Source organism: Thermodesulforhabdaceae bacterium (assembly GCA_037482015.1).
Taxonomy (GTDB): Bacteria; Desulfobacterota; Syntrophobacteria; order Syntrophobacterales; family Thermodesulforhabdaceae; genus JAOACS01.
Genome location: JBBFKT010000002.1, coordinates 139,570 through 160,695, shown reverse-complemented (window position 1 = coordinate 160,695; position 21,126 = coordinate 139,570). Strand labels below are relative to the sequence as shown.

Genomic DNA, 21,126 nt, shown 5'->3' with positions numbered 1-21,126 from the left:
AGGATTTTCGTTGTGTAAGAAATCCTTTAGATTATCCTTTTCATACAGCAGCGGCTGATAGAAATGTAAAAAGTTGTGTCGCGTTTTTCTGGAAAGGATTCAACCCACGCTTTACCTCCGTGTTTTTTTGCCACCTCGGAAATGATAGCAAGTCCAAGTCCAGAGCCTTCCGCTTTGGTTTTCCCCCTTCTAAATGGATCAAATATAGTTTCAAGCATATGTGAGGGAATGCCGCTTCCGTTATCGTGAACAGCTATGACCCAAAAATCTGGTTTTTCTTCTACTTCGATTTTTATGTGAGATAACATCTGGCCTCCGTGTTTAAGAGCATTATCCACGAGATTTCTCATGGCTCTAAGAAGTAGGTGAGGATAGCCGCGAATTACAGGAAGATTGTTTTGAACCTCAAGTGTGACATTTTGGTTTTCCAGCCTGCTCTTGAATTCCGATTTAATGCTTTCAATAATATCGGAGAGAGGGAAATTCTGGGGCTCTTCAATGGATTCTCTGGCAGAAATGTAACCGTTGATACATTCCACAAGATTAACAATCTCTTCTGCTGCTTTCATAATCTGACGACAGTAAAGCTTTCCTTTTTCGGCAAGCCCATCGCCGTATTTTTCAACCAGTCTTTTGGTTAGACCGTAGAGTCCTACAGCAGGGCTTTTGAGGTCGTGACTTATGGAATAGGCAAAAAATTTTATGGTTTCTTTCCTACTTTCTAAAAGATTGATTCTTTCATTGAGAACTTCATTAAGTCGTGCATAGGCCACAACGAGTCCTATTTGATGTCCCATAATAAAAAGGGTTTTCATATCCTGAACTGAAAGCATTATGTCTTTTGTTGAACCAAGATTCATAACCCCTTCGACTTTTCCAAGAACGACGAAGGGAACACAATAAACAATTTTAAGTCCCTTGCTCTGAAGAAATTGGGATCTGACCCTGTCTTCAAGGTCTTCCACTCTGTAGGCAATAAAGGAACGGAGTTCGGCCGCTTTCCCTGTAAAACCCTGTCCTATCTTGACTCGCTCAAGCCCCGAAACATCAAGTCCGTAATGGGTAATAAGGCAGAAGTCGCCACTGACTGAGTCGAAGAGGTATATTCGTCCTGCATCTAGATCAAATTCTCGAAGGATAACCTGGAGACTGCCATCTAGTAACTCTCGAAGAGTTTTCGGTTGAGAAAGGAAATCGCTAAGAGCGATAAGACGGCTGAAACTTTTATCCTCCTCCACCATTTGGTCGAACAAAAGCGTAACTTGATTTTTGGCCACTTCTACTCCTCCATTTAACTATTACTCAACCCCCTCTATGTCCGGCAAAAAGACCTTGCAAAGTTTCCGGATGTCGGCGAGCATCTTTTCCCGGTAATAAGCGACCGATTGAGGATCCGTCATGACCATGTCTAGCTGGCGAGTATGAATAATGATGTACCCGATCAATCGCAGAACGTCTTTCATCTCTTCGACATTTCTACCTTCTATTCTTGCAGAAAGAGCGTCTCCATTTAAGGTACAACGGAACATCCATAGATCGAGGAGCAAGGCTATAAATTTTGCTCGAAGGATTCGTCGGTCTATACTGGCAGCTCCACCTTTGAAATGAAAGCTAACATAGTTTTCTCTGGTCCTTTCGCTAACCAGAGCTTCAACTTCCGAGAAGTGGTAACCAAAGCGGGACTGAAGAGAACAGAAGTTTCGCGAGATCATGAAATAGTTTTTTACTGCCATTGAAGAGGAGACGGCCGGATCCAGATTAGGATTCAGAGTGGATTCTGCCAATACGGACAAAAACCCTTTGGTTTCTATAGGTGGAGGACCACTCCATGGCACAGCCATCATACCTTCCCACAGAGCTTTCATCGGTATGGAAGCTATATCTTCAATACGCACGTATTTATCTTCCGGAGAAACCGTCCCCGGATGAAAACCATCGTCAAGATCTAGGATCCAAAACTGCATTTTTCTTTCACTTATGAGTCGTTTAGCTGCTTTCTCCGCAAATTTAAACTCTCTGCCGAATCGAAACATTTCTCTTACGGACATTTCGTGGCAGAAGCGAGTAATGTCGTGGTAAGTTTTGCACTTTTCTGGTTTGAAATCGATAGAATCCGGATCTAGAAGATGCAAAGGAACTATGAATCGTGATGTCTCGTAAAGGGTCTTGTATACCGGAGTGTCAACCATTATTAGATCCGCCTGGTTGAGATCTTGTGAAGGCACAGCGTTAAGTCCTTTAAGAATAAGCCTTCTGTTAGCATCTACGGTAATTTCATCACCTTCTTTAAGTGATCTAGTAGCACCGCTAAGACCAAATATAGCTGGAATCTTAAATTCTCTCGCCACGTTAGCAAGATGTCCGGCAACATTCCCAACCTCCGTAACAACAGCAGAGGCACGTCCTAGAAGAGATGCCCATCTAGGAAGAGCGAGTTCTGTAACCAGCACAGATCCTTCTGGAAACCTGAGAGCATCGGCATCTCGTTTGATAACAAACACTTTACCAGAAGCTACACCAGGGCTCGCCGTTACTCCACCTTTAAGAATAACCTCCTCGGCAGGCGAAGGCTCCAAAATTTTTAATCTTTCTTCTGAAGGCTTTGGCAATTGAAGGTTTAGAGGGCGGGTTTGAAGAATCACAAACCGATCATGTGATGTTAAAGCCCATTCAATATCTTGGGGCACTCCGTAATGACGTTCTATACTGATAACAATACTGGCAAGGAGTTTGAGTTGTGACTCTGTAAGGGATGGCATTTCCCATTGGTGAGGCGGCATTTCCGCTCGAACAACTCCTTCCTCCTCAAGAGGAATAAAAGCAACATCCTTAATGGCTATGTTTTGAGTGAGCAAATCAAATGGTTCATGCCGGGAAATGATAAAGATGTCCGGATCCAGAGAACCATCGACCACAGGCTTGGGTAATCCCCAAACAGAGTGGACCAAGAGGCTTTCTTCATCGGGACTTATGGGATTTCTGGTATAAACCACACCTGATGCCACTGGATCGATCATCACAAGACATCCTACGCTCATGGCTATATCTTCATCTCGAATTCCGTGGCGAAAACGATAAGTCATAGCTGGAAGACCATACATGCTGGCAACAACTTCTTTGTATGCTTGAATCACATGATCGGGGTGAACATTAAGAATTGATCTATACTGACCCGCAAAGGAATGGCCTAGGAAGTCTTCGCCAAGAGCACTACTTCTAATGGCAAAAGTTACAGAAGATCCATGTTTTTGAAGCAATTCATCTATTTGGCATATTATAGCCTCTTCGAGATCATCGGGAATGGGAGTATTAACAATAAGTTGCTGTATTGCTGAGCTCAAAGCAAAAAAATCACTTATGTCTTCGGTTACTGTTTTTTGAAGTAAACGGTTTATTTCGGAAAATAGATCCGTCTCAATTAAGAATTTTCGGTAAGCTTCTACTGTAATAGCGAATCCATCGGGCACATTAAGCCCCAGAACGTGTTTAAGTTCACCTAAATTAGCCATTTTTGAACCAACAAGGTCAGAAGAGTCGCGACTTATGTAGTCCAGGGGCATTACGAGTGGTGCGCCAGTAAGAGTTATTTTGGGTTCTATAAGTTGACTAATGGATTTTTCGATCTCGCGGAATTTGGGATAGAGTTTTTCGTATCTTCTAGAGGAGAGTTCGTTGAGATATTGAATCATTTGAAACACGTTTGCACTTACTCTAGTTACACGAGAGCGGATAAAAGTCATCCCGAAGGGCTTGTCGCCTCTCAGCATCTCCTCAATTTCGGTCATTATTTCTAGAGCTCTATTGTTTGCTCCTAAAAGAAGCTTAAAATTATGGTATCTATTTTGAAAAATAAGTCTAAGTTCTTCTGGGCTATGATGATGTTTTTCCTGTTTGCGAAAATTATTGAACAGCTTTTTTAGAAATTCCACAGCAACCCCTTACCAGTTATTTTTGTTAACTTAGTCGGATTGTCTGGCTCTTGCAGCTTCTTGTATCTTTTCCATCAAAATTTCGAAATCACAAGGCTTCATTAGGTAGTCATAGGCACCATGGGCTATACCGTCCCTCGCAGCTTGTTCTGAACCATGTCCGGTTACGATGATGACAGGCATGTCGGGATCCATTTTTTTGAAAATCTTAAGCACTTCCAGACCATCCATGTCTTCCATCTTAAGATCGATGATGGCTATATCAAAGAAATCTCCTCTTAATTTTCTAATAGCTTCTGCCCCACTATGGGCCGCTTCAACCTTAAGGTTGCGTTTTTCCATTCTTCTTCGAAGCACATCGACATAAGCTACTTCATCGTCCACAATAAGAAGTTTGAGGGGTGCCATCTTTTCGGTTTTTTCGAAGGGCTGCATCAGGTCTTCTCCTTTGGCTAACCATGTCTACAGTTTGGATGATCGTTTATTCGGTGCGGATGCTTTTTCTCCAGCCACTTCATCATTCTGATTCTCTAGAAGTTGTTCCACATGCTCTTTTGGGGATGAACTCCTATCACCGGTTAGGACTACGATTTCAGGAAGGGCGCCGACTATAAGCTTTGTTGGGGTTTCCACTGGAGGCAACCATACTCTGAAGGTTGTTCCCCTTCCGAGTTCGCTTTCAACCTCAATATTTCCCCCCGCTTTTTTTATAATTCCGTAGCAGATAGGCAGCCCGAGACCAGTGCCTTTACCAACCGGTTTTGTGGTAAAGAAAGGTTCAAATATACGAGGAAAAATCGACTTGGGAATGCCTGGCCCCGTGTCGGAGACCTCCAATACGACCCAATCATTAACCAATTTTGTGGACATAGTAAGAACACCGCCCCCCTGAACTTCCATGGCGTCAATAGCATTGTTGACTAGATTGAATATAACTTGCTGCATTTCCGTTGCAGACAGAGCAACATCGGGAAGACTTCTTTCGAGTTTCAGTTCTACTTTAACTCTGGCATAACGTGCACGCTGCTCACAAAGTGGCGCCAATTCTTTTAGTAGATCGTTTAGTGAAACTCGCTTTTCCCCTGAATCCGTTCGTCGGGCAAAGGTTAAAAGTTTGTAGGTGATCTCTTTACAACGAGAACCCTGAATTTTTATCTGTTTAGCGGATCTGGCGATCTCTTCGTAGATTTCCGAGTTTTGATCTGGCAGGTCCTTGAGACAGTCCTCAATCCATCCGGCTTCCTCAACCATTATAGCCACAGGATTGTTTATTTCGTGGGCAATACCTGCAGCCAGTTCGCCAAGAGAAGCTAATTTCCCTGCCTCAATGATCTGTTCGTTCATAATGTCTTTTTCTCTATCGACTTCTTTGATTCGCTCTACAAAATGGTTTGCGAATCGCCAGCTAAGAATGGCAAAGGCAATACTACACAAAACACTAACAGCAATGACTGCTACTCTGGCTTTGATAATTTCCTTAAAAACTTCTTGATCCCACTGAGTATAAATCAGAATCCATCGAGCCGTTTTAAGGGGAACAGCTACATAGATCATATTTTTTCCATCAAAAGTCTTTTTGGTAAAAAGCCTCACAAGTGAGCCATCTTGCACCATAGTTACATCTTCTCGGACAATGTCTCTAGCTACCGGAATATCCAGATAGTGTTCATCAATTATTGTAGCCGGACCTGACAAAACAACTTTGATTATCGACTGAAGAAGGTCTCGAGGATAGGGGCGGTTTATAGAAGTTTGGAGTTCACCATCATAATTCAAAATGAAAGCTTCCCCCGTTTCTCCAAACCTGAGGTTTTCAACAACTTTTGTGAAAGTAGCAAAGTCAATTGTAGCTCTAAGGACCCAAAATCTGCCCTTCTCCTCTATCCTGACCGTTGTAGCAAAATGGGGAATTCCTCTGAGACCGAGAAATACATCGCTGATATAATAGGAATTTTGAAGAGCTTGCTGAAACCATTTGGAACTTCCATAAAACGCCATTCCAAACTTAAAAGGACCAGCGTAGGAAATCTGAAACCCATCATCTCTAATAAACCCCAGATCGACAAACGTTCCTTCTTTGGTGGATTGTAAGATCCTTAAGAGATTGTTAAGATGATCAGGATTACCTAGTTGTTCAATATTATTTGATTGAGCAATTATTTTTACAGCTTCAACATTATTAGCCAGAAAAGCATCTATGTTTTGAGCGTGTTTCTGAACATATTCTGAAAGGTATGCTAAAGTCTTAGACTTATATGCCGTGTGAAATTGATAGCCGCTTATAATTGCAACCAAAGCAATTGGAATAAGCGACGTGCAAACCGTAATCAGAAATATTCTATTTCTCAATTGGATGTAGTGTCTCGGTTCGTGCATGCCCTCTCCTGCCCGTTTTACAAAACCATAGGGATACCATGCCTTTTCTTCAGCAATACTTATGCCATCACGAAATCTCATAATTTTAACTTGCTCTTTCCATAGGTTCTTTCGGTAGGGTTATCCCCCTGTGTGTCTGATATTTTTACACCGTGTAAAACTTGCAGACTGAGATTACTATGAATTCTACAGTTTCAACCTTTCTTTTTTTATATCTCCAGATGCCAATATTATGGGTATAATTTTTGCCTGAAAAGTGTTTGTCTATTACATCAATACTATCACCCTGGTAAGGCGATAGAAAATTGAAGATCATTTATATTTTAATCGCTTAATTTTGAGAAGGAATACAAAAAATGTCTGTGAGATCATGGATAACCAGGATATTTCGAAAATCAAAGCAAAAAAGAGCTGATATCACTGAAAAGTTTCGCATAAAGTATCAGCACTTCAAGGAGCTTCTTGATTCCAACGCGGAAATGGCAAAGGTTATTGCTGAAATCGAGGATAAGCTTCAAGGTAAAATTGTGTTCAGTATGGCAAATGTCCGATCGATGGCTACTCGGGCTATTTTCCACAGCCTAAGAATGATTGACCGATTGAACGACCTTTCCAATAAAAATTATCCTGAACTTTATGATGTTCATCAGACTGTTCAAAATAATATCAGAGAAGTTCTGGAAGAACATCAGGAAACTGGGCGTGAAAGACCCTGGATTCTTCCTTACAATCAGATCTCTTACGAACTTATCGAAAAAGTTGGAGGTAAAAATGCAAACCTGGGCGAAATGCTTACAAAACTTGGGTTGCCAATTCCTCGTGGTTTTGCAATTACGGTCAACGCTTTCCATTTCTTCATGGATGCAAACGACCTACGAAGTGAGATAAACAAAATCCTTATGGAAACTGATTTCCAGGATCCTCAGTCCATCGGAGAATCGAGTGAAGCAATCCAGGCAAAAATTATAGCATCCAAAATACCTTTCGAATTGTCCCAGGACATTCTTGAAGCTTACGAAGATCTCGTCAGCGTCGTGGGTTCAGATATAAATGTTGCTTTGCGAAGTAGCGCCATAGGAGAAGATGGGGATATATCCTTTGCTGGTCAATATGTCTCCCTTTTAAATGTGCCCCGAGAACGCCTGCTTAGATCTTACCGCTACGTTATTGCAAGCCTTTATACTCCCAGAGCTATGGCTTATCGATATCACATGGGAATAGATGACAGAGATTGTGCTATGAGTGTCGGATGTCTTGAAATGATACCTGCCGTGGCAAGTGGTGTCTGTTATTCAAGAGACCCGTCAAATCCTGACAAGGACGAAATTGTCATAAACGCTGCCTGGGGGCTTGGATCTTACGTGGTAGACGGCGTTGTCTCTCCGGATACTTACAAAGTAAGGAGAGATTTCACCATCTCAGAAATAAACATTTCATGTAAACCTGTAAAACAGGTTCTGGATCCAAGTGGCGGTTTACAGGAAGCGGCTGTCGAAGAAAATCTCAGGCTCTCGCCATGCCTCAAGGAATCCCATATCCGTCTTCTGGCTGAATATGCTCTTAAATTAGAATCCCATTATCGTTGCCATCAAGACATAGAATGGGCACTTACACCAGATAACGAAATAGTTCTTCTTCAAGCAAGACCGTTGCGGCTTGTAGAGTCATCCATAAAGATGCCAGCCATAGTTATTCCTGACGATTACCCAGTGCTTATATCAGATGGCGCGATAGCATGTCCCGGCATAGGAAGCGGCTTAGCCTTCCACGTCCAATCCGATGAAGATCTTTACAAAATACCAGAGGGGGCTGTTCTTATTGCTCACCATTCCTCGCCTAAATTCGTTATCGTCATGGATCGCATAAGCGCTATAGTAACCGATGCCGGAAGCATAACAGGGCATATGGCGTCCGTAGCTCGAGAATTTAAAATTCCAACTCTCCTGGATACAAAAATTGCAACCAAGATCATTCCACAAGGAGAAACAATAACGGTTGATACTTTTCAGGGTAGGGTTTACAAAGGCGAACTCCCAGACCACATAAAGAGCATAATATCTGAAGCATCCAGAGTATATGCTCCTATGAAAGGCACTCCAGTATATCGGTCACTTGAAAGACTTTCTCGTTTTATAGTGCCTCTAAATCTCATAGATCCCCAGGCTCCCAACTTCTGTGCGAAAGAATGCAAAACTCTGCACGACATAATGCGATTTGTCCATGAAAAATCCTACGGTGAAATGTTCAGATTGAGTGATGCTCTCAGCGATGAAGAAGGAGCCGCCTATCGTCTCGATGCTCTCATTCCTCTAAACCTCTACGTCATTGACCTCGGGGGAGGACTTATAACGGAAATGATAAAAAATGACAAAGTCCCTGTTGAAGCTGTGGCTTCTGCTCCCTTTAGAGCTCTTCTCAGAGGCATGTTGCACGAAGCTTTTGTCAAACCTGCCTTAAAGCCTATTGAATTTGGAGGTTTTCTTTCCGTTCTCAGTGAACAGATGCTCTCCAATCCTTACCTTGCCGATCGCTTCGGGGATAAAAGCTATGCGATAATATCAGACAAATATCTGCATTTTAGCTCTCGAGTCGGCTATCATTTTGCCTTGCTGGATAGCTATTGCGGACAAACCATTAATAAAAATTATATAACTTTCTCATTCAAAGGAGGGGCGGCTGACGATGTGCGTAGAAACAGGCGAGCTCGAGCCATCGCCCGTATTCTCAAACTACTCAATTTTTCCATTGAAGTAATTGCAGACCGGGTTGAAGGAAGACTTCAGAAATACGATGCTTCTGTCATAGAAGAAAACCTCGATCAAATAGGTCGACTTCTGCAATTTACCCGCCAGATGGATATGCTTATGTCATCCGAAGCGATGATAGAAATTGTTGCTCAAGCTTTTATTCGCCAGATCTACGATGTTACCGAAATATCAAGGATGCCATCTGAATAACACTATTATTGAGATTTGACCTGTTTTGCAAAGTGAAAAAGGTAAACTCCAGCGGATAAGTATCCCAGCCCAAGAGAAATCCACAGAAAGGTTTTTCCTAACATGTCCAAAGTGTTCTGAAGTTTGGGAATAAAAGCAACAAGGCACAGCATTGCCAGAGATTGAAAAATCATTTTATTTTTTCCAAGCATGCTTGCTTTAAGAATAATTCCCTGGGAAGCCGCAATAGATCTTAATCCGGTCACGATAAGTTCTCGACCAACTATCAAAAAAACCATCCAGGCAGGTACCTTCCCTAGCGGGATAAGCATGATAAAAACCGCCAAAACAAGGAGTTTGTCCGCCAGAGGGTCGAGGAGCTTTCCTATCGATGTTTCCAGATGCTTACGTCTCGCAAGAATACCATCAAGATAATCGGTAACAATAGCTGCAAGACATGTAAGGAAAACTAAATGGAAAGCCAGGGGACTTACCGGCGGGATAAGTGCAATAAGAACGACCGGCACAGCGGCTATCCGGAAATAGGTGAGAGTGTTTGGAAGATTGAGTAAGTCCCGCGAACCCTTTCCTGAGTTGGTCATTGGCTAAGAGAACCTCTAAGGCATAGTCTTGTAATATGAGTAATATTGGAGGACCCGCTGTATGTATTGTTTGGTTTCGTCATATGGCGGGACCCCTCCATACTGTTTTACAGCATTCGGACCGGCGTTATATGCTGCAAGGGCAAGGACTAGATCATTATTAAAAAGACGAAGCATTTCCTTCAGGTAGCCTATCCCTCCTCTAAGATTTTGAACAGGATGGTAAGGATCTTGCACTCCCATGTCCATTGCCGTTCCGGGCATAAGCTGCATAAGTCCCATGGCACCCTTGGGAGACGTAGCCTGTGGGTTAAAGGCAGATTCAGCTCTAATAACCGCCTTCACCAGTTTAGGATCAAGCCCATGTTCCGCCGAAACCGCATTAATATAAGGTTCAAAAGCTTTCTCATATCGGTTCGAATCGAAGAAAGTTGGTTTTATCACCGAACGTTGGGTCGAAACATAAGATGATGTTGTGTATCCTGTTGGTGCATAAGCAAAGGATCTGTAAACACTTGGTGTTGAAACACTCATGTAAAACCTTCGTTTAGCTTGTTGAAGTTCCTTTTTCAAAGCATTCAGAGCTTGAGGTGTTACCTTATTTGTTGGTTTTGTTGGCACATTGGTAAAATGCACCACTCCTTTTTCATCAACATAGGTATAAATCTGAGCCTTTACAGGGAAAACTGTTAGAAAAACGAAAAGAGTGGCTGTCAACCACGTCAGTTTTTTAAACCGAACTGGTGGGACCACTTCCATCGTTTTTCTCCCCTTTTGAGAAATACAACATCTCTTGAGCAACCACATAAGGCTGCTCATTACTGTCTCTTCACTACTCTACCTTTTTCCAATCCTCCAAAAATCTCTTAAGCCCAATGTCTGTAAGAGGATGTTGGATGAGCTGTTCGATCACTTTGAAGGGGATAGTGGCGATGTCTGCTCCCAGCTTGGCGGCTTCCAAAACATGAAGAGGATTTCTGATGCTAGCAACGATAACCTCTGTCTCAAACATGTAATTGGAGAAGATATCAACGATGTCCTTAACTAGCTCCATTCCTTGAGAAGTAATATCATCAAGCCTTCCTACAAATGGGCTTACATATGTAGCACCCGCTTTGGCAGCGAGAAGAGCTTGAATAGGGGTGAAAACAAGGGTCACGTTGGTGTGGATATTTTCCTCATAAAGAACTTTAACCGCCTTAAGTCCCTCCCGAGTCATAGGAATTTTGACTACAACGTGAGGGTCAATAGATGCAAGATCACGGGCTTCAGCAATAAGATCTTCAGCTTTTGTGCTCACAGCTTCAGCACTTACAGGTCCCTGCACGATTTCACAAATCGCCTTTATATGTTTTCTAAAAGCTTCGCGCCCTTTGATACCCTCTTTTGCCACGAGCGATGGATTGGTGGTAACACCATCAAGAACGCCAAGTTCATGAGCCGCTTTGATTTCATCAAGGTTTGCCGTGTCTATGAAAAATTTCATTTCTCCGAGTCCTCCTTTTGTCTCTCGATATACCTTTTTCTGCAAGTTTCGCTGCAGAAGTAGATTTCTTTTCCTTCAACTCTATCTTTTATCGCTTTGTCCTTTACGATGTAAACGCCACACTGGGGATCCCGCACCAATTCTGCAACCGTGGGTGGTTCCCGTTTAGATGTCTCTCCTCTATCCTGTTCTGGTAGAAAAACTTTCTTCTTAATGTGTCGCCAAAAAAGATAGGCACAGTAAACCAGCAACAGGAAAAGTATGAATCGCATCATTTCCTCTTTATCCTCTTAACTTTTTGCCCTTTTGCAGGAACCCGCCGCAACAAATCCTTTACAGTCTCGTTGTAAATCGGGTGCACCAGCCCAGGGGCTAACTCCATAAGTGGAATAAGCACAAACCTTCTATTTTCAAGCATCTTGTGGGGAATATAGAGGTCGTCCTCATCGACACATATTTGGCCATCAGTCCCGTAAAACAAAATATCAATGTCAATCACTCTTGGTCCCCACCGAATTGTCTGAACTCGTCCCATTTCGACTTCTATTTTCTTTACAGCCTTGAGAAGTTCTCTAGGCGATAAATTTGTTACGCCCTGGACTGCTCCATTGATAAACCAGTCCTGGTCGCGATATCCCTGAGGTTCTGTAGCATACCACGAGGACACACCAGTAGTTGTCAAAACAAATTGTTCTTCTAAAAGCCTGACGGCTTTTTCACATTGCGCTATTGCGTCCCCAATGTTACTACCAATCCCAAGAAAAACTTCTTCCACGAGCAGGTTTCTCGCTTATTCTATCTTTTAGCAAACCAAGTTTAGCGTATTCCTACTTTTCTAATACGTTCTACTGCTTCTCTTATTCGTTCCTTGGTAACCGTAAGAGCCATTCTTATGTATCCTTCTCCTGGTTCTCCAAAACCGTTTCCTGGCGTTGTTACGATACCTGCCTCCTTCAACAGTTTCATGGCAAAACCTGTGGATGTAGTTTCCTTGGGAACAGGACACCACACGTAAAAGGTGGCTTTTGGAACGAAAGGAGACAAACCAACGGAACGGAGTCCCTCAACCAGCACATCACGGCGCTCCTGGTAAATTCTTTGCATTTCTTTAACGCAGGATTGATCACCTTCAAGAGCCACAATACCAGCTTTTTGCACAGCATTGAAAGCTCCTGAGTCTATATTGCTTTTTACCTGCCCGAGAGCTCCAATAACTTCTTTGTTTCCCACAGCAAAACCGAGACGCCAGCCGGTCATGTTGTAGGTTTTAGAAAGCGAATGAAACTCTATTCCCACATCCTTTGCTCCCTTAACTTCCAGGAAGCTCATGGGGCGATACCCATCGAAACTCATTTCCGAATAGGCAGCATCATGACATACGATAATTTCATACTTTTTTGCAAAGGCAACCACCTTTTCAAAGAACTCCGCTTCCGCTGTGGCTCCGGTTGGATTGTTGGGATAGTTGATGAACATCATCTTAGCCTGCTGAGCAACCGACGGCGGAATAGAATCGAGATCAGGGAGGAAATTCCGCTCCGCCGTAAGCGGCATGAAGTAAGACTTTCCTCCGGCAAGCACTGTCCCAGCATGATAGACAGGATAAGCTGGCGATGGAACGAGCACAACATCACCAAGGTTAATAAAGGCGAGAGGCATATGGGCAATGCCTTCCTTAGATCCGATAAGAGTTATGACCTCTCGAGATGCTTCGAGCTGGACTCCAAATCGTCTCTCATACCATCTCGCTACGCAATCCCTAAAATCGTTCATGCCGGAGTAAGATGGATACCTGTGAGTAGAAGGATCTTTGACCGCTTCTCGAAGTGCTTCAATAATGTGAGATGGTGTGGGAAGATCCGGGTCACCCACCCCTAAATCAATTACATCAACGCCTTGAGCCTGCACTTCTGCCTTAATACGATCCAGTTCTTGAAAAAGGTATGGAGGAAGTTCCTTAAGTCTATTAGCTCTATCAAACACCATTAGATTTTCGCCTCCTTACATTTACTTTCTGAGTCCCAAAACATCATGCATGTCGTAAACGCCAGGATTTTGATTCACTATCCATCTAGCCGCTTTAAGAGCCCCACGAGCGAAATTGTCTCGACTATGGGCTCTGTGGGTAATTTCTATTCGTTCTCCCAGACTTCCAAAAATGATAGTATGTTCACCAACGATATCCCCTGCTCGGACTGTTTGTATTCCTATTTCATCTGACCTTCGTTCTCCAATGAGCCCATGACGTGCAAAGACGGCTGCTCGATCCCATTCCAGCGACCGCGCCTGAGCTATGATTTGCCCGAGCTTTATAGCTGTGCCGCTTGGAGCATCTTTCTTAAATCGATGGTGAGCTTCCACAATTTCCACATCAAAATCGGGTCCAAGCAACTTTGCTGTGTATTCAACAAGCTTAAACAACACGTTTACTCCCACGCTCATGTTTGGCGATATCACTATAGGAATAGCTGCTCCCTGCGATTTAATTGTATTAAGCTGATCGGTTGACAGACCTGTTGTTCCAACAACCATCGGGATACTATTAGAAGCACATAACTGGCAGTGTTCGACCGTCGCTTCAGGCGCTGTGAAATCTATCACCACCTGAGCCCTTTTTATAACGTCAACAGCATGGGCGGAAACAATGAGGTCCTCTCGAGCCGATGGAACAAACTGCCTAACAGGTTTTCCAGCAGCGTTGTGATTGGGATGCTCCCAACCACCCACAAGCTCCATATCCTCAGCTTCACACACAAGCTGAGCGATACGGCTTCCCATCCGCCCCGCTATTCCTGCAACAGCAACGTAAATCATATTTATTCTCCCTTCATGCCATTCTTTAGGAGTTTCAGACCTGCCTTATTTTATCTAAACAAGCCCGTATTTCTTGATTGCGTCGAACAGTTTCGCTCGGTTAGTTTCAGAAAGTGGTGCAAGAGGCAAACGAACTTCGTCGCTCGGGATTTTCTTCATCATAGCGAGAGCAGCTTTAACCGGTGCAGGATTGGTTTCGCAAAATAGAATGTGACACAAAGGAAGAAGTTTGTAATTAAGGGCTCTTGCATCATCCCATTTTCCTTCTAAAGCAAGCCGACACATTTCCGACATGTCTCGTGGAGCAATATTCGATACAACTGAGATAACACCCTTTCCTCCAACGCTCATAAGTGGGAAGGTCAAATAATCCTCGCCAGAAAGCACAGCAAAATCTTCACCACAACGGGCAATAATGTCCATAATTTGTTTCATAGAACCAGAAGCTTCCTTTATTCCAACAATATTGGGGATGCGTGACAGACGTTCAATAGTTTCCGGTTCCATGTTAACAGCCGTTCTTCCGGGAATGTTATATAAAATGATGGGTATATCCACTTCGGCGGCAACCTTTGCGAAATGTCGATATAATCCCTCCTGCGTGGGCTTGTTGTAATAAGGACTAATCATTAGCACAGCATCGGCTCCAGCTTTATAAGCATGGCGGGTAAGTCGAATAGCTTCGGCAGTGTTGTTAGATCCTGTTCCGGCAATAACAGGCACACGCTTGTTGACCTGTTCAACCGTTATCTCAACAACTCGTTCGTGTTCTTCAAAGGAAAGAGTTGCCGATTCGCCTGTAGTTCCACAGGGCACAATACCGTTAGTTCCTTCGGCTATCTGGAATTCTATAAGCTGTCGAAGGGTTTCCTCATCCACTCTCCCGTCGTTAAACGGTGTGACTATAGCCACAAAAGCTCCTTTAAACATAGTGCCCCCTCCTTTAATTGACCAAGGTTTCATCCCACAATAGACCCTCGTAAACAACGAGAGCCTGTCCCTCTAGAAAGACATCCGAAAAACCTTCCATCTTTTTGCTGAAAAACACTCGAAGGCTTTCCCCGCCCTTTGTGTTAACAGCCACGGGAGAGTGAGTCTTTCCAAGAGCTGAAGATATGATCGCTCCGGCGATAGAACCTGTTCCGCAAGCCAGAGTTTCGTCTTCTACTCCGCGTTCGTAAGTTCTTATGAAAATTTCATTTTCACTGGCAACCCAAACGAAATTAACATTTGTGCCGCGAGGAGAGAATTGAGGGTGAAAACGAATAAATCGACCAAGCTTTACCACATCAACAGAATCAAGTTCTTGCCTATCTTTACAGAAAATAACCACGTGGGGCACACCTGTATTGGCAAAATGAACGACTATATGGTTTTGAGCTGGATCTATTGATGAAATCGAGAGTTTTTCGATCCCTTCAAGTTCGCTGAGAGTAACAGGAATGTTAAGTTTGGCTTCACTTATCCCAGGAATCTGGACTTTAACTTGAGTTGATCCTGTAATTTCAGCCTGAATAAAGCCTGCCCCGGTTCTGAAAACCATAGAACTGGATTTTACAATCCCTTTCAACACAGCGAATCTTGCTGCACATCTAGCTCCATTGCCGCACATTTCAGCTTCACTACCGTCTGAGTTGAAAAATCGCCACGAAAAGTCCACTTCCTTATCGTTTTCAACAAGTATAAGCCCATCAGCTCCCACAGATAACTTGTGCCTGCAGGCTTTCCGAGCAAGTTCTGGCGCTTTTTCAGGCGAAATGACCATTTGCCGATTATCAATCAAAATAAAATCATTTCCACTTCCGGTCATTTTAAGAAAGGGGATCCTGGATTCTTTCATGTGTTACCTCCAGAAGAAATCCAATGAGGAATGCGTTCAAGACGGATAAGGTCTTCCCAGGTTTCTCGCTCACGGATGATTTCATACTGATCATCCTTAACCAGCACTTCTGCTGCTCTTGGACGGGAATTGTAGTTTGACGACATTGAAAAACCGTAAGCGCCAGCGCTCATAACGGCAAGGAAATCGTTTGAAGACTGCATCGGAAGGACACGATCTCTTGCGAGAAAATCTCCCGATTCACATATCGGTCCCACCACATCCACTATTTCTGTGCCTCGGGAAGGGTCTCGACGAACAGGTAAAATAGCGTGAAAAGCGTTATAAAGACTTGGTCGGATCAGATCGTTCATAGCAGCGTCCACAATTACAAAGTGTTTAGTTGGAGTCCTTTTGTTGTAAAGAACTTTTGTAAGCAAAATACCGGCGTTTCCAACTATGACCCTTCCTGGCTCAAAGATAAAGCAACACTCCAGACCTCGCATTTCCTTAAGAACAGCTTCTGCGTATTCTGTTGGATGGGGAGGTTTTTCTTGGTCGTAAGTTATACCAAGTCCTCCACCAACATCCACGTAGCGTATGTCAATATTGCGCCGCCTCAATTCTTGAACAAGTTCTTTAATCTTAACAATAGCTTCCACAAAGGGGGCTGTGTCCGTGAGCTGACTTCCAATGTGACAATCCACCCCCACTATCTCTACATGATCAAGTTCTGCTGCTCGATCGTATGCATCCAGAGCAAGCTTCATATCGATTCCGAATTTGTTTTTCTTCATACCGGTGGATATGTAAGGATGTGTTTTCGGATCCACATCCGGGTTTACTCGAAGTGCTATAGGAGCCTTAACACCAAGATTTCCGGCACGTGCATTGATTAGCTCCAATTCTTCGAAGGATTCAATGTTAAACATAAGGATGCCTTCCGATAGAGCGTAGTCAATCTCCTGAACACTTTTTCCTACTCCGGAATAGACAATCCTATCTGGAGGAATACCTGCTTTTCTGGCTCGATATAGTTCTCCTCCGGAAACTATATCCATCCCGGCTCCTATTGACCCAAAAAGGCTCAGGATAGCAATGTTTGAATTAGCCTTTACGGCAAAACAGGTAAGATGATCTACCGTAGCGAAAGCTCCATCAAAAACTCTGAAATGGTGACTCAAGGTAGCGTAGCTATAAACATAACAGGGCGTTCCTACTTCTTCAGCAATGCGATGAAGCGGAACATTTTCGCAATGAAGAATGTCTTTTACGTAATGGAAATGGTGCATGCAATTCACCTCACCAGCTTTCTATTTTGTTTCTTTCATGAAAACGTTTCGAATCTCAATCCAAGAAGATGTCACCCCTTCTCCCCCAGAAGGATCTGACGAAATGGATGACACGGCGTAACCATAAATTTGATTTGGCAAAGCAGTTTTATCAATAAAAGGTGGATGTGTTACAGGCTTATCGTTAATGCGAACAATGTTGCCATCAGGCTGTTTTCTATAAACATTGTACCCAGCGATTTTTCCTTTCGGTTCCAGCCAGTGAATCTCGAGTCCTTCTTTGCCAGGCACAACCCACACGCTTTCTGGTGGTGGCGGCAACACTTTAGTTTTCGCTTTTATTTTACTAACAGTGTAGGGCTTTCCCCAAATTGTTATGCCATCTTTCTCATAGTAGGGTATTACTTTGTAGTCGTAAAATTTTCCGCCTTCCACCTCAGTATCAAGGTAATTTGTCTTGCGATAGTTAGCTTCTGATATAACCTTCCACGGTTCAGTGCCACTTTTTCTTTCCACCTTAAAACTCAAAGTATTGCCAGCGTCCTTGCACTGATCAAGACAGACCAGCCACTCAACAATGATCCCCTTATCTGTGGCTCTGGCAGTAAGCCGTCTCATTATTTCACCAACTGGATAAATCCTGACATCCACGGGAGCAGACGCAGTGATTACTTTCTGACGGTCTCTATCGTTAACAGTAACTCGATATCTGTAAGCATGGTTTGCAACAACCTGAGAATCTTTCCAGACCATTTTTCCGCCATCCATTTTGGCAGGATCGGGATAAGCTGGATGAAAACACTGGGTTCTCTGCCATGGAAGATCCGGGCATTCTTTACAACTCAACCCTTTCCAGTCTATTTCAGCTTTCTCAACGGTAAAACAATAGGGATACTTTGAAAAATCTTTTTCCTTGGAGGCAACATCCCAGGAAAGCTCCACCCCATCTGGATACAGATTTACAAAGATTTTATCTACCTTGGGCGACTCTTCTTCAACCACTTTTGGCACAGGAAAACCTTTTCTCCCGCATCCGACAAGACCAAGCACAGCAAAGAGAAGCACCCAAGATTTAAAAAAACCTATTCTAATCGAACCTGACTTCATATATCACCACCTCAGTGAGTCAATTTATAGCGATTCCTGATAGTATTAATGTTTTCCTTGGTTTCCCTAACGTAATTTTCTGTAGTTTCTATGGCTTCTTTTACCCGAGACCATGATGTTCCACCATGAGACTTTCGGCGTTCAACAGCTTTACGCACATCGAGCACTTCGAAAATGGTTTCGTCAAAGGCTCTATGAAATTTTCGTAGTTCTTCCAGAGTGCAATCCTTGAAATCTTTTCCTTCTTCGATGCAGAATCGAACAATCTGTCCAACTACATGGTGAGCCTTTCTAAAAGGCACTCCTTGAGTAACCAGATAGTCTGCCAATTCGGTGGCGAGAATCCATCCTTCTTTTGCCGCCTGTTCCATCCTTTCTTCACGAATGGTAATTTCTGGAAGCATCATAGCGAGAAGTTTCAGAGTGCTGAGGATCGTATCAGCCGTATCGAAAAGAGGAATCTTATCTTCCTGAAGGTCTCTGTTGTAACTAAGTGGTAACGCTTTCATGGTAGTGAGCAAAGCCATCAAGTTGCCGTAAACTCTTCCGGTCTTTCCTCGCATCAATTCTGCTACATCAGGGTTTTTTTTCTGCGGCATAATGCTCGAGCCCGTGCAAAAGGCATCGCTCAGTTCAATGAAACCAAATTCTGAACTCGACCATAACACAAGTTCTTCTGCAAGGCGGCTTATATGCATCATAGTTATGGCTGCCGATGAGAGAAATTCCAGAAGGTGATCTCTGTCGCTTACTGCGTCTATGCTATTTCGGGTTATTGCATCAAAGTTAAGATACCTGGCTGTTATAGTCATGTCTATAGAAAAGCTTGTGCCTGCTAGAGCTGCACTTCCCAAAGGAAGCACATTGACACGTTTCAGCGCGTCGGCAAAACGTTCTTCATCTCGACGAAACATTTCACAGTATGCCATGAAATGGTGACTCAAAGCCACAGGCTGAGCATGCTGCAGGTGAGTATATCCGGGCATTATAACGTGGAAACATCGTTTTGCTAGATTAGCGAGAGTTTCTATCACTTTCACGAGTTCTTCTCTGACCGATAATATTACGTCCCGCAGGTAAAGCCTAATGTCGAGAGAGATCTGATCGTTTCTGCTCCTGGCTGTGTGAAGCTTACCCCCTATATCGCCTATCTTCTGAATAAGCCGCTGTTCTATTGCCATGTGAATATCTTCGAAGGATGGATCGAAAACAAATTCTCCTCGCTCGATTTCTCGGTAAATCTCTCCAAGGGCTGTAATAATCTGGGAAGCTTCGTCATGGGAAATTATTCCACATTCTGCAAGCATTCTACAGTGGGCAACACTTCCTGCAATGTCATATCGATAGAGTCGCCAATCAAAGCTCAGCGATTCCGTATATCGTTCTACTTCGCCAAGAGTGGGTTTTTCAAAGCGTCCCTGCCAGGGTTTTTTAATTTCCACGGTTCTTTTGTCCTCTTTCTTTCAAAAGACTGTTCTTCTTCATGCCTTTATCTGTTGAATCATGGAAGCGATTTTTAGCCTGAGTCCCTGAAGACGAATAAATCCAGTAGCATCAGCCTGCTGATATTCGGTGTCTTCCTCAAAGGTGGCAAGACTTGGTCGATACAGCGACCGATCCGATTTCCTACCCAGCACCATTACATTGCCTTTGTAAAGTTTTAACCTGACAGTGCCCCAGACGTTATCCTGGGCTGTATCCATAAATTGCTGGAGGAGTTGGCGTTCAGGTGAAAACCAGAATCCGTAATAAATCAAACGCGAATATTCAGGAATAAGACTGTTTCTGAGATGCATAACTTCTCGATCCATCGTAATGGATTCAATCGCCTGATGGGCTACTCGAAGTATAGTCCCTCCCGGTGTCTCATAGACCCCCCGAGATTTCATTCCCACGAATCGGTTTTCCACTATGTCCACTCTACCAATACCGTGTTTTCCGCCCAATTCGTTGAGATGCTGCAGCAACTGAGCAGGAGACATCCTTTGACCGTTGACAGCTACAGGATCTCCCCGCTCAAAATCAATCTCAACAATCTCAGGTTTATCGCTAGCCCGCTCGGGGCTAACCGTAAGCACGAACATGTCTTCCGGGGGTTCCGCCCAGGGATCTTCCAGAATGCCTCCCTCGTAGCTTATATGAAGAAGATTTCGATCAGAACTGTAAGGTTTTTCTTTGGTTACCGGCACAGGAATGCCGTGTTTTTTTGCAAATTCGATAAGAGCCGTCCTGGACTTGAAGTTCCACTCTCGCCATGGAGCAATGATTTTAAGGGAAGGATCTAAGGCCATATAGGTCAGTTCAAACCGAACCTGATCGTTACCTTTACCCGTGGCACCGTGACTTACTGCGTCAGCTCCTTCTTCCTGAGCAATTTCAACCTGTTTTTTAGCGATAAGCGGTCGTGCAATAGATGTCCCCAGAAGATATTGATTTTCGTAAATAGCGTTTGCACGAAACATGGGAAAAACAAAGTCTCGTACAAATTCCTCTTTAAGATCCTCTATGCGGACTTTTGATGCTCCTGTTTGAAGAGCCTTTTCTTCCAGCCCAGCGAGTTCTTCACCCTGGCCTATATCAGCGGAAAATGCGATTACCTCACACTGATAGGTCTCGATCAACCACTTGAGTATGACCGAAGTGTCAAGACCTCCCGAATAAGCAAGAACAACCTTGTTAACCTTCATTCCCAACTCCTTGTTGAAACGCAAAAAATTACGTGACCCTTTTGAATCATTACGAATCAAGCGAATATTTCATCTTTC

At 43.5% G+C, this 21,126-nt stretch carries 18 protein-coding genes; 1 reads left to right on the top strand and 17 read right to left on the bottom strand.

What is annotated here, in order from left to right; translation table 11 throughout:
* Positions 1–26: 26 nt before the first annotated feature.
* From WHS38_05045 to WHS38_05030, 4 genes are read right to left on the bottom strand one after another with little or no spacing between them, the layout of a single operon-like run.
* The gene (locus tag WHS38_05045; GenBank protein ID MEJ5300338.1) at positions 27–1,277 is read right to left on the bottom strand and encodes a GAF domain-containing sensor histidine kinase; all 1,251 of its coding nucleotides are present in this window, start codon (positions 1,275–1,277) and stop codon (positions 27–29) included.
* A gap of 21 nt (positions 1,278–1,298) precedes the next feature.
* Positions 1,299–3,929 carry a PEP/pyruvate-binding domain-containing protein gene (locus WHS38_05040; protein ID MEJ5300337.1) on the bottom strand — a complete coding sequence of 877 codons (2,631 nt, stop codon included), beginning with the start codon at positions 3,927–3,929 and terminating at the stop codon, positions 1,299–1,301.
* Between the two features lie 30 nt (positions 3,930–3,959).
* On the bottom strand, positions 3,960–4,364 hold the full coding sequence (locus WHS38_05035; protein ID MEJ5300336.1) for a response regulator: 405 nt from the start codon (positions 4,362–4,364) through the stop codon (positions 3,960–3,962).
* A 27-nt stretch (positions 4,365–4,391) separates the two neighbouring features.
* Entirely contained in the window at positions 4,392–6,386 is a 1,995-nt protein-coding gene (locus WHS38_05030) for an ATP-binding protein (GenBank protein MEJ5300335.1), read from the bottom strand.
* A 275-nt stretch (positions 6,387–6,661) separates the two neighbouring features.
* On the opposite strand from WHS38_05030, the gene WHS38_05025 reads away from it, so the two are divergent.
* Complete coding sequence (locus WHS38_05025) at positions 6,662–9,262, top strand: PEP/pyruvate-binding domain-containing protein (GenBank protein MEJ5300334.1); 2,601 nt, start codon at positions 6,662–6,664, stop codon at positions 9,260–9,262.
* Positions 9,263–9,267: 5 nt separating this feature from the next.
* Here WHS38_05025 and pgsA read toward each other — a convergent pair whose 3' ends face one another.
* The 13 genes from pgsA to WHS38_04960 form a co-directional block, all read right to left on the bottom strand.
* Positions 9,268–9,843, bottom strand: coding sequence for a CDP-diacylglycerol--glycerol-3-phosphate 3-phosphatidyltransferase (gene pgsA, locus WHS38_05020; GenBank protein ID MEJ5300333.1), 576 nt, complete (start codon positions 9,841–9,843; stop codon positions 9,268–9,270).
* Positions 9,844–9,858: 15 nt separating this feature from the next.
* Positions 9,859–10,602, bottom strand: coding sequence for a lytic transglycosylase domain-containing protein (locus WHS38_05015; protein ID MEJ5300332.1), 744 nt, complete (start codon positions 10,600–10,602; stop codon positions 9,859–9,861).
* Between the two features lie 73 nt (positions 10,603–10,675).
* The gene (gene fsa / locus WHS38_05010; protein ID MEJ5300331.1) at positions 10,676–11,329 is read right to left on the bottom strand and encodes a fructose-6-phosphate aldolase; all 654 of its coding nucleotides are present in this window, start codon (positions 11,327–11,329) and stop codon (positions 10,676–10,678) included.
* A complete protein-coding gene (locus WHS38_05005) occupies positions 11,326–11,604 on the bottom strand; it encodes a hypothetical protein (protein MEJ5300330.1) in 279 nt (92 codons plus the stop codon). Before WHS38_05005 ends, fsa begins: the two co-directional genes overlap by 4 nt.
* On the bottom strand, positions 11,601–12,104 hold the full coding sequence (gene folK, locus WHS38_05000; GenBank protein ID MEJ5300329.1) for a 2-amino-4-hydroxy-6-hydroxymethyldihydropteridine diphosphokinase: 504 nt from the start codon (positions 12,102–12,104) through the stop codon (positions 11,601–11,603). Before folK ends, WHS38_05005 begins: the two co-directional genes overlap by 4 nt.
* 41 nt (positions 12,105–12,145) lie before the next feature.
* Positions 12,146–13,315, bottom strand: a complete 1,170-nt coding sequence (locus WHS38_04995) for an LL-diaminopimelate aminotransferase (GenBank protein ID MEJ5300328.1) — start codon at positions 13,313–13,315, stop codon at positions 12,146–12,148.
* A gap of 21 nt (positions 13,316–13,336) precedes the next feature.
* A complete protein-coding gene (gene dapB / locus WHS38_04990; protein ID MEJ5300327.1) occupies positions 13,337–14,143 on the bottom strand; it encodes a 4-hydroxy-tetrahydrodipicolinate reductase in 807 nt (268 codons plus the stop codon).
* A gap of 54 nt (positions 14,144–14,197) precedes the next feature.
* The gene (gene dapA, locus WHS38_04985; protein ID MEJ5300326.1) at positions 14,198–15,073 is read right to left on the bottom strand and encodes a 4-hydroxy-tetrahydrodipicolinate synthase; all 876 of its coding nucleotides are present in this window, start codon (positions 15,071–15,073) and stop codon (positions 14,198–14,200) included.
* Between the two features lie 13 nt (positions 15,074–15,086).
* The gene (dapF, locus tag WHS38_04980) at positions 15,087–15,983 is read right to left on the bottom strand and encodes a diaminopimelate epimerase (protein MEJ5300325.1); all 897 of its coding nucleotides are present in this window, start codon (positions 15,981–15,983) and stop codon (positions 15,087–15,089) included.
* Entirely contained in the window at positions 15,980–17,254 is a 1,275-nt protein-coding gene (gene lysA / locus WHS38_04975) for a diaminopimelate decarboxylase (GenBank protein ID MEJ5300324.1), read from the bottom strand. Before lysA ends, dapF begins: the two co-directional genes overlap by 4 nt.
* A gap of 21 nt (positions 17,255–17,275) precedes the next feature.
* Positions 17,276–18,361, bottom strand: coding sequence for a hypothetical protein (locus WHS38_04970; protein MEJ5300323.1), 1,086 nt, complete (start codon positions 18,359–18,361; stop codon positions 17,276–17,278).
* Positions 18,362–18,372: 11 nt separating this feature from the next.
* Complete coding sequence (gene argH, locus WHS38_04965) at positions 18,373–19,803, bottom strand: argininosuccinate lyase (GenBank protein ID MEJ5300322.1); 1,431 nt, start codon at positions 19,801–19,803, stop codon at positions 18,373–18,375.
* Between the two features lie 39 nt (positions 19,804–19,842).
* A complete protein-coding gene (locus WHS38_04960; protein MEJ5300321.1) occupies positions 19,843–21,048 on the bottom strand; it encodes an argininosuccinate synthase in 1,206 nt (401 codons plus the stop codon).
* Between the last annotated feature and the right edge of the window lie 78 nt (positions 21,049–21,126).

What these genes read in the sequence shown, in the direction of transcription:
- WHS38_05035 (MEJ5300336.1), bottom strand. Translation starts at nt 4,364, where the DNA reads ATGCAGCCCTTCGAAAAAACCGAAAAGATGGCACCCCTCAAACTTCTT.
- WHS38_05030 (MEJ5300335.1), bottom strand. Translation starts at nt 6,386, where the DNA reads ATGAGATTTCGTGATGGCATAAGTATTGCTGAAGAAAAGGCATGGTAT.
- WHS38_05025 (MEJ5300334.1), top strand. Translation starts at nt 6,662, where the DNA reads ATGTCTGTGAGATCATGGATAACCAGGATATTTCGAAAATCAAAGCAA.
- pgsA (MEJ5300333.1), bottom strand. Translation starts at nt 9,843, where the DNA reads ATGACCAACTCAGGAAAGGGTTCGCGGGACTTACTCAATCTTCCAAAC.
- WHS38_05015 (MEJ5300332.1), bottom strand. Translation starts at nt 10,602, where the DNA reads ATGGAAGTGGTCCCACCAGTTCGGTTTAAAAAACTGACGTGGTTGACA.
- fsa (MEJ5300331.1), bottom strand. Translation starts at nt 11,329, where the DNA reads ATGAAATTTTTCATAGACACGGCAAACCTTGATGAAATCAAAGCGGCT.
- WHS38_05005 (MEJ5300330.1), bottom strand. Translation starts at nt 11,604, where the DNA reads ATGATGCGATTCATACTTTTCCTGTTGCTGGTTTACTGTGCCTATCTT.
- WHS38_04995 (MEJ5300328.1), bottom strand. Translation starts at nt 13,315, where the DNA reads ATGGTGTTTGATAGAGCTAATAGACTTAAGGAACTTCCTCCATACCTT.
- dapB (MEJ5300327.1), bottom strand. Translation starts at nt 14,143, where the DNA reads ATGATTTACGTTGCTGTTGCAGGAATAGCGGGGCGGATGGGAAGCCGT.
- dapA (MEJ5300326.1), bottom strand. Translation starts at nt 15,073, where the DNA reads ATGTTTAAAGGAGCTTTTGTGGCTATAGTCACACCGTTTAACGACGGG.
- dapF (MEJ5300325.1), bottom strand. Translation starts at nt 15,983, where the DNA reads ATGAAAGAATCCAGGATCCCCTTTCTTAAAATGACCGGAAGTGGAAAT.
- lysA (MEJ5300324.1), bottom strand. Translation starts at nt 17,254, where the DNA reads ATGCACCATTTCCATTACGTAAAAGACATTCTTCATTGCGAAAATGTT.
- WHS38_04970 (MEJ5300323.1), bottom strand. Translation starts at nt 18,361, where the DNA reads ATGAAGTCAGGTTCGATTAGAATAGGTTTTTTTAAATCTTGGGTGCTT.
- WHS38_04960 (MEJ5300321.1), bottom strand. Translation starts at nt 21,048, where the DNA reads ATGAAGGTTAACAAGGTTGTTCTTGCTTATTCGGGAGGTCTTGACACT.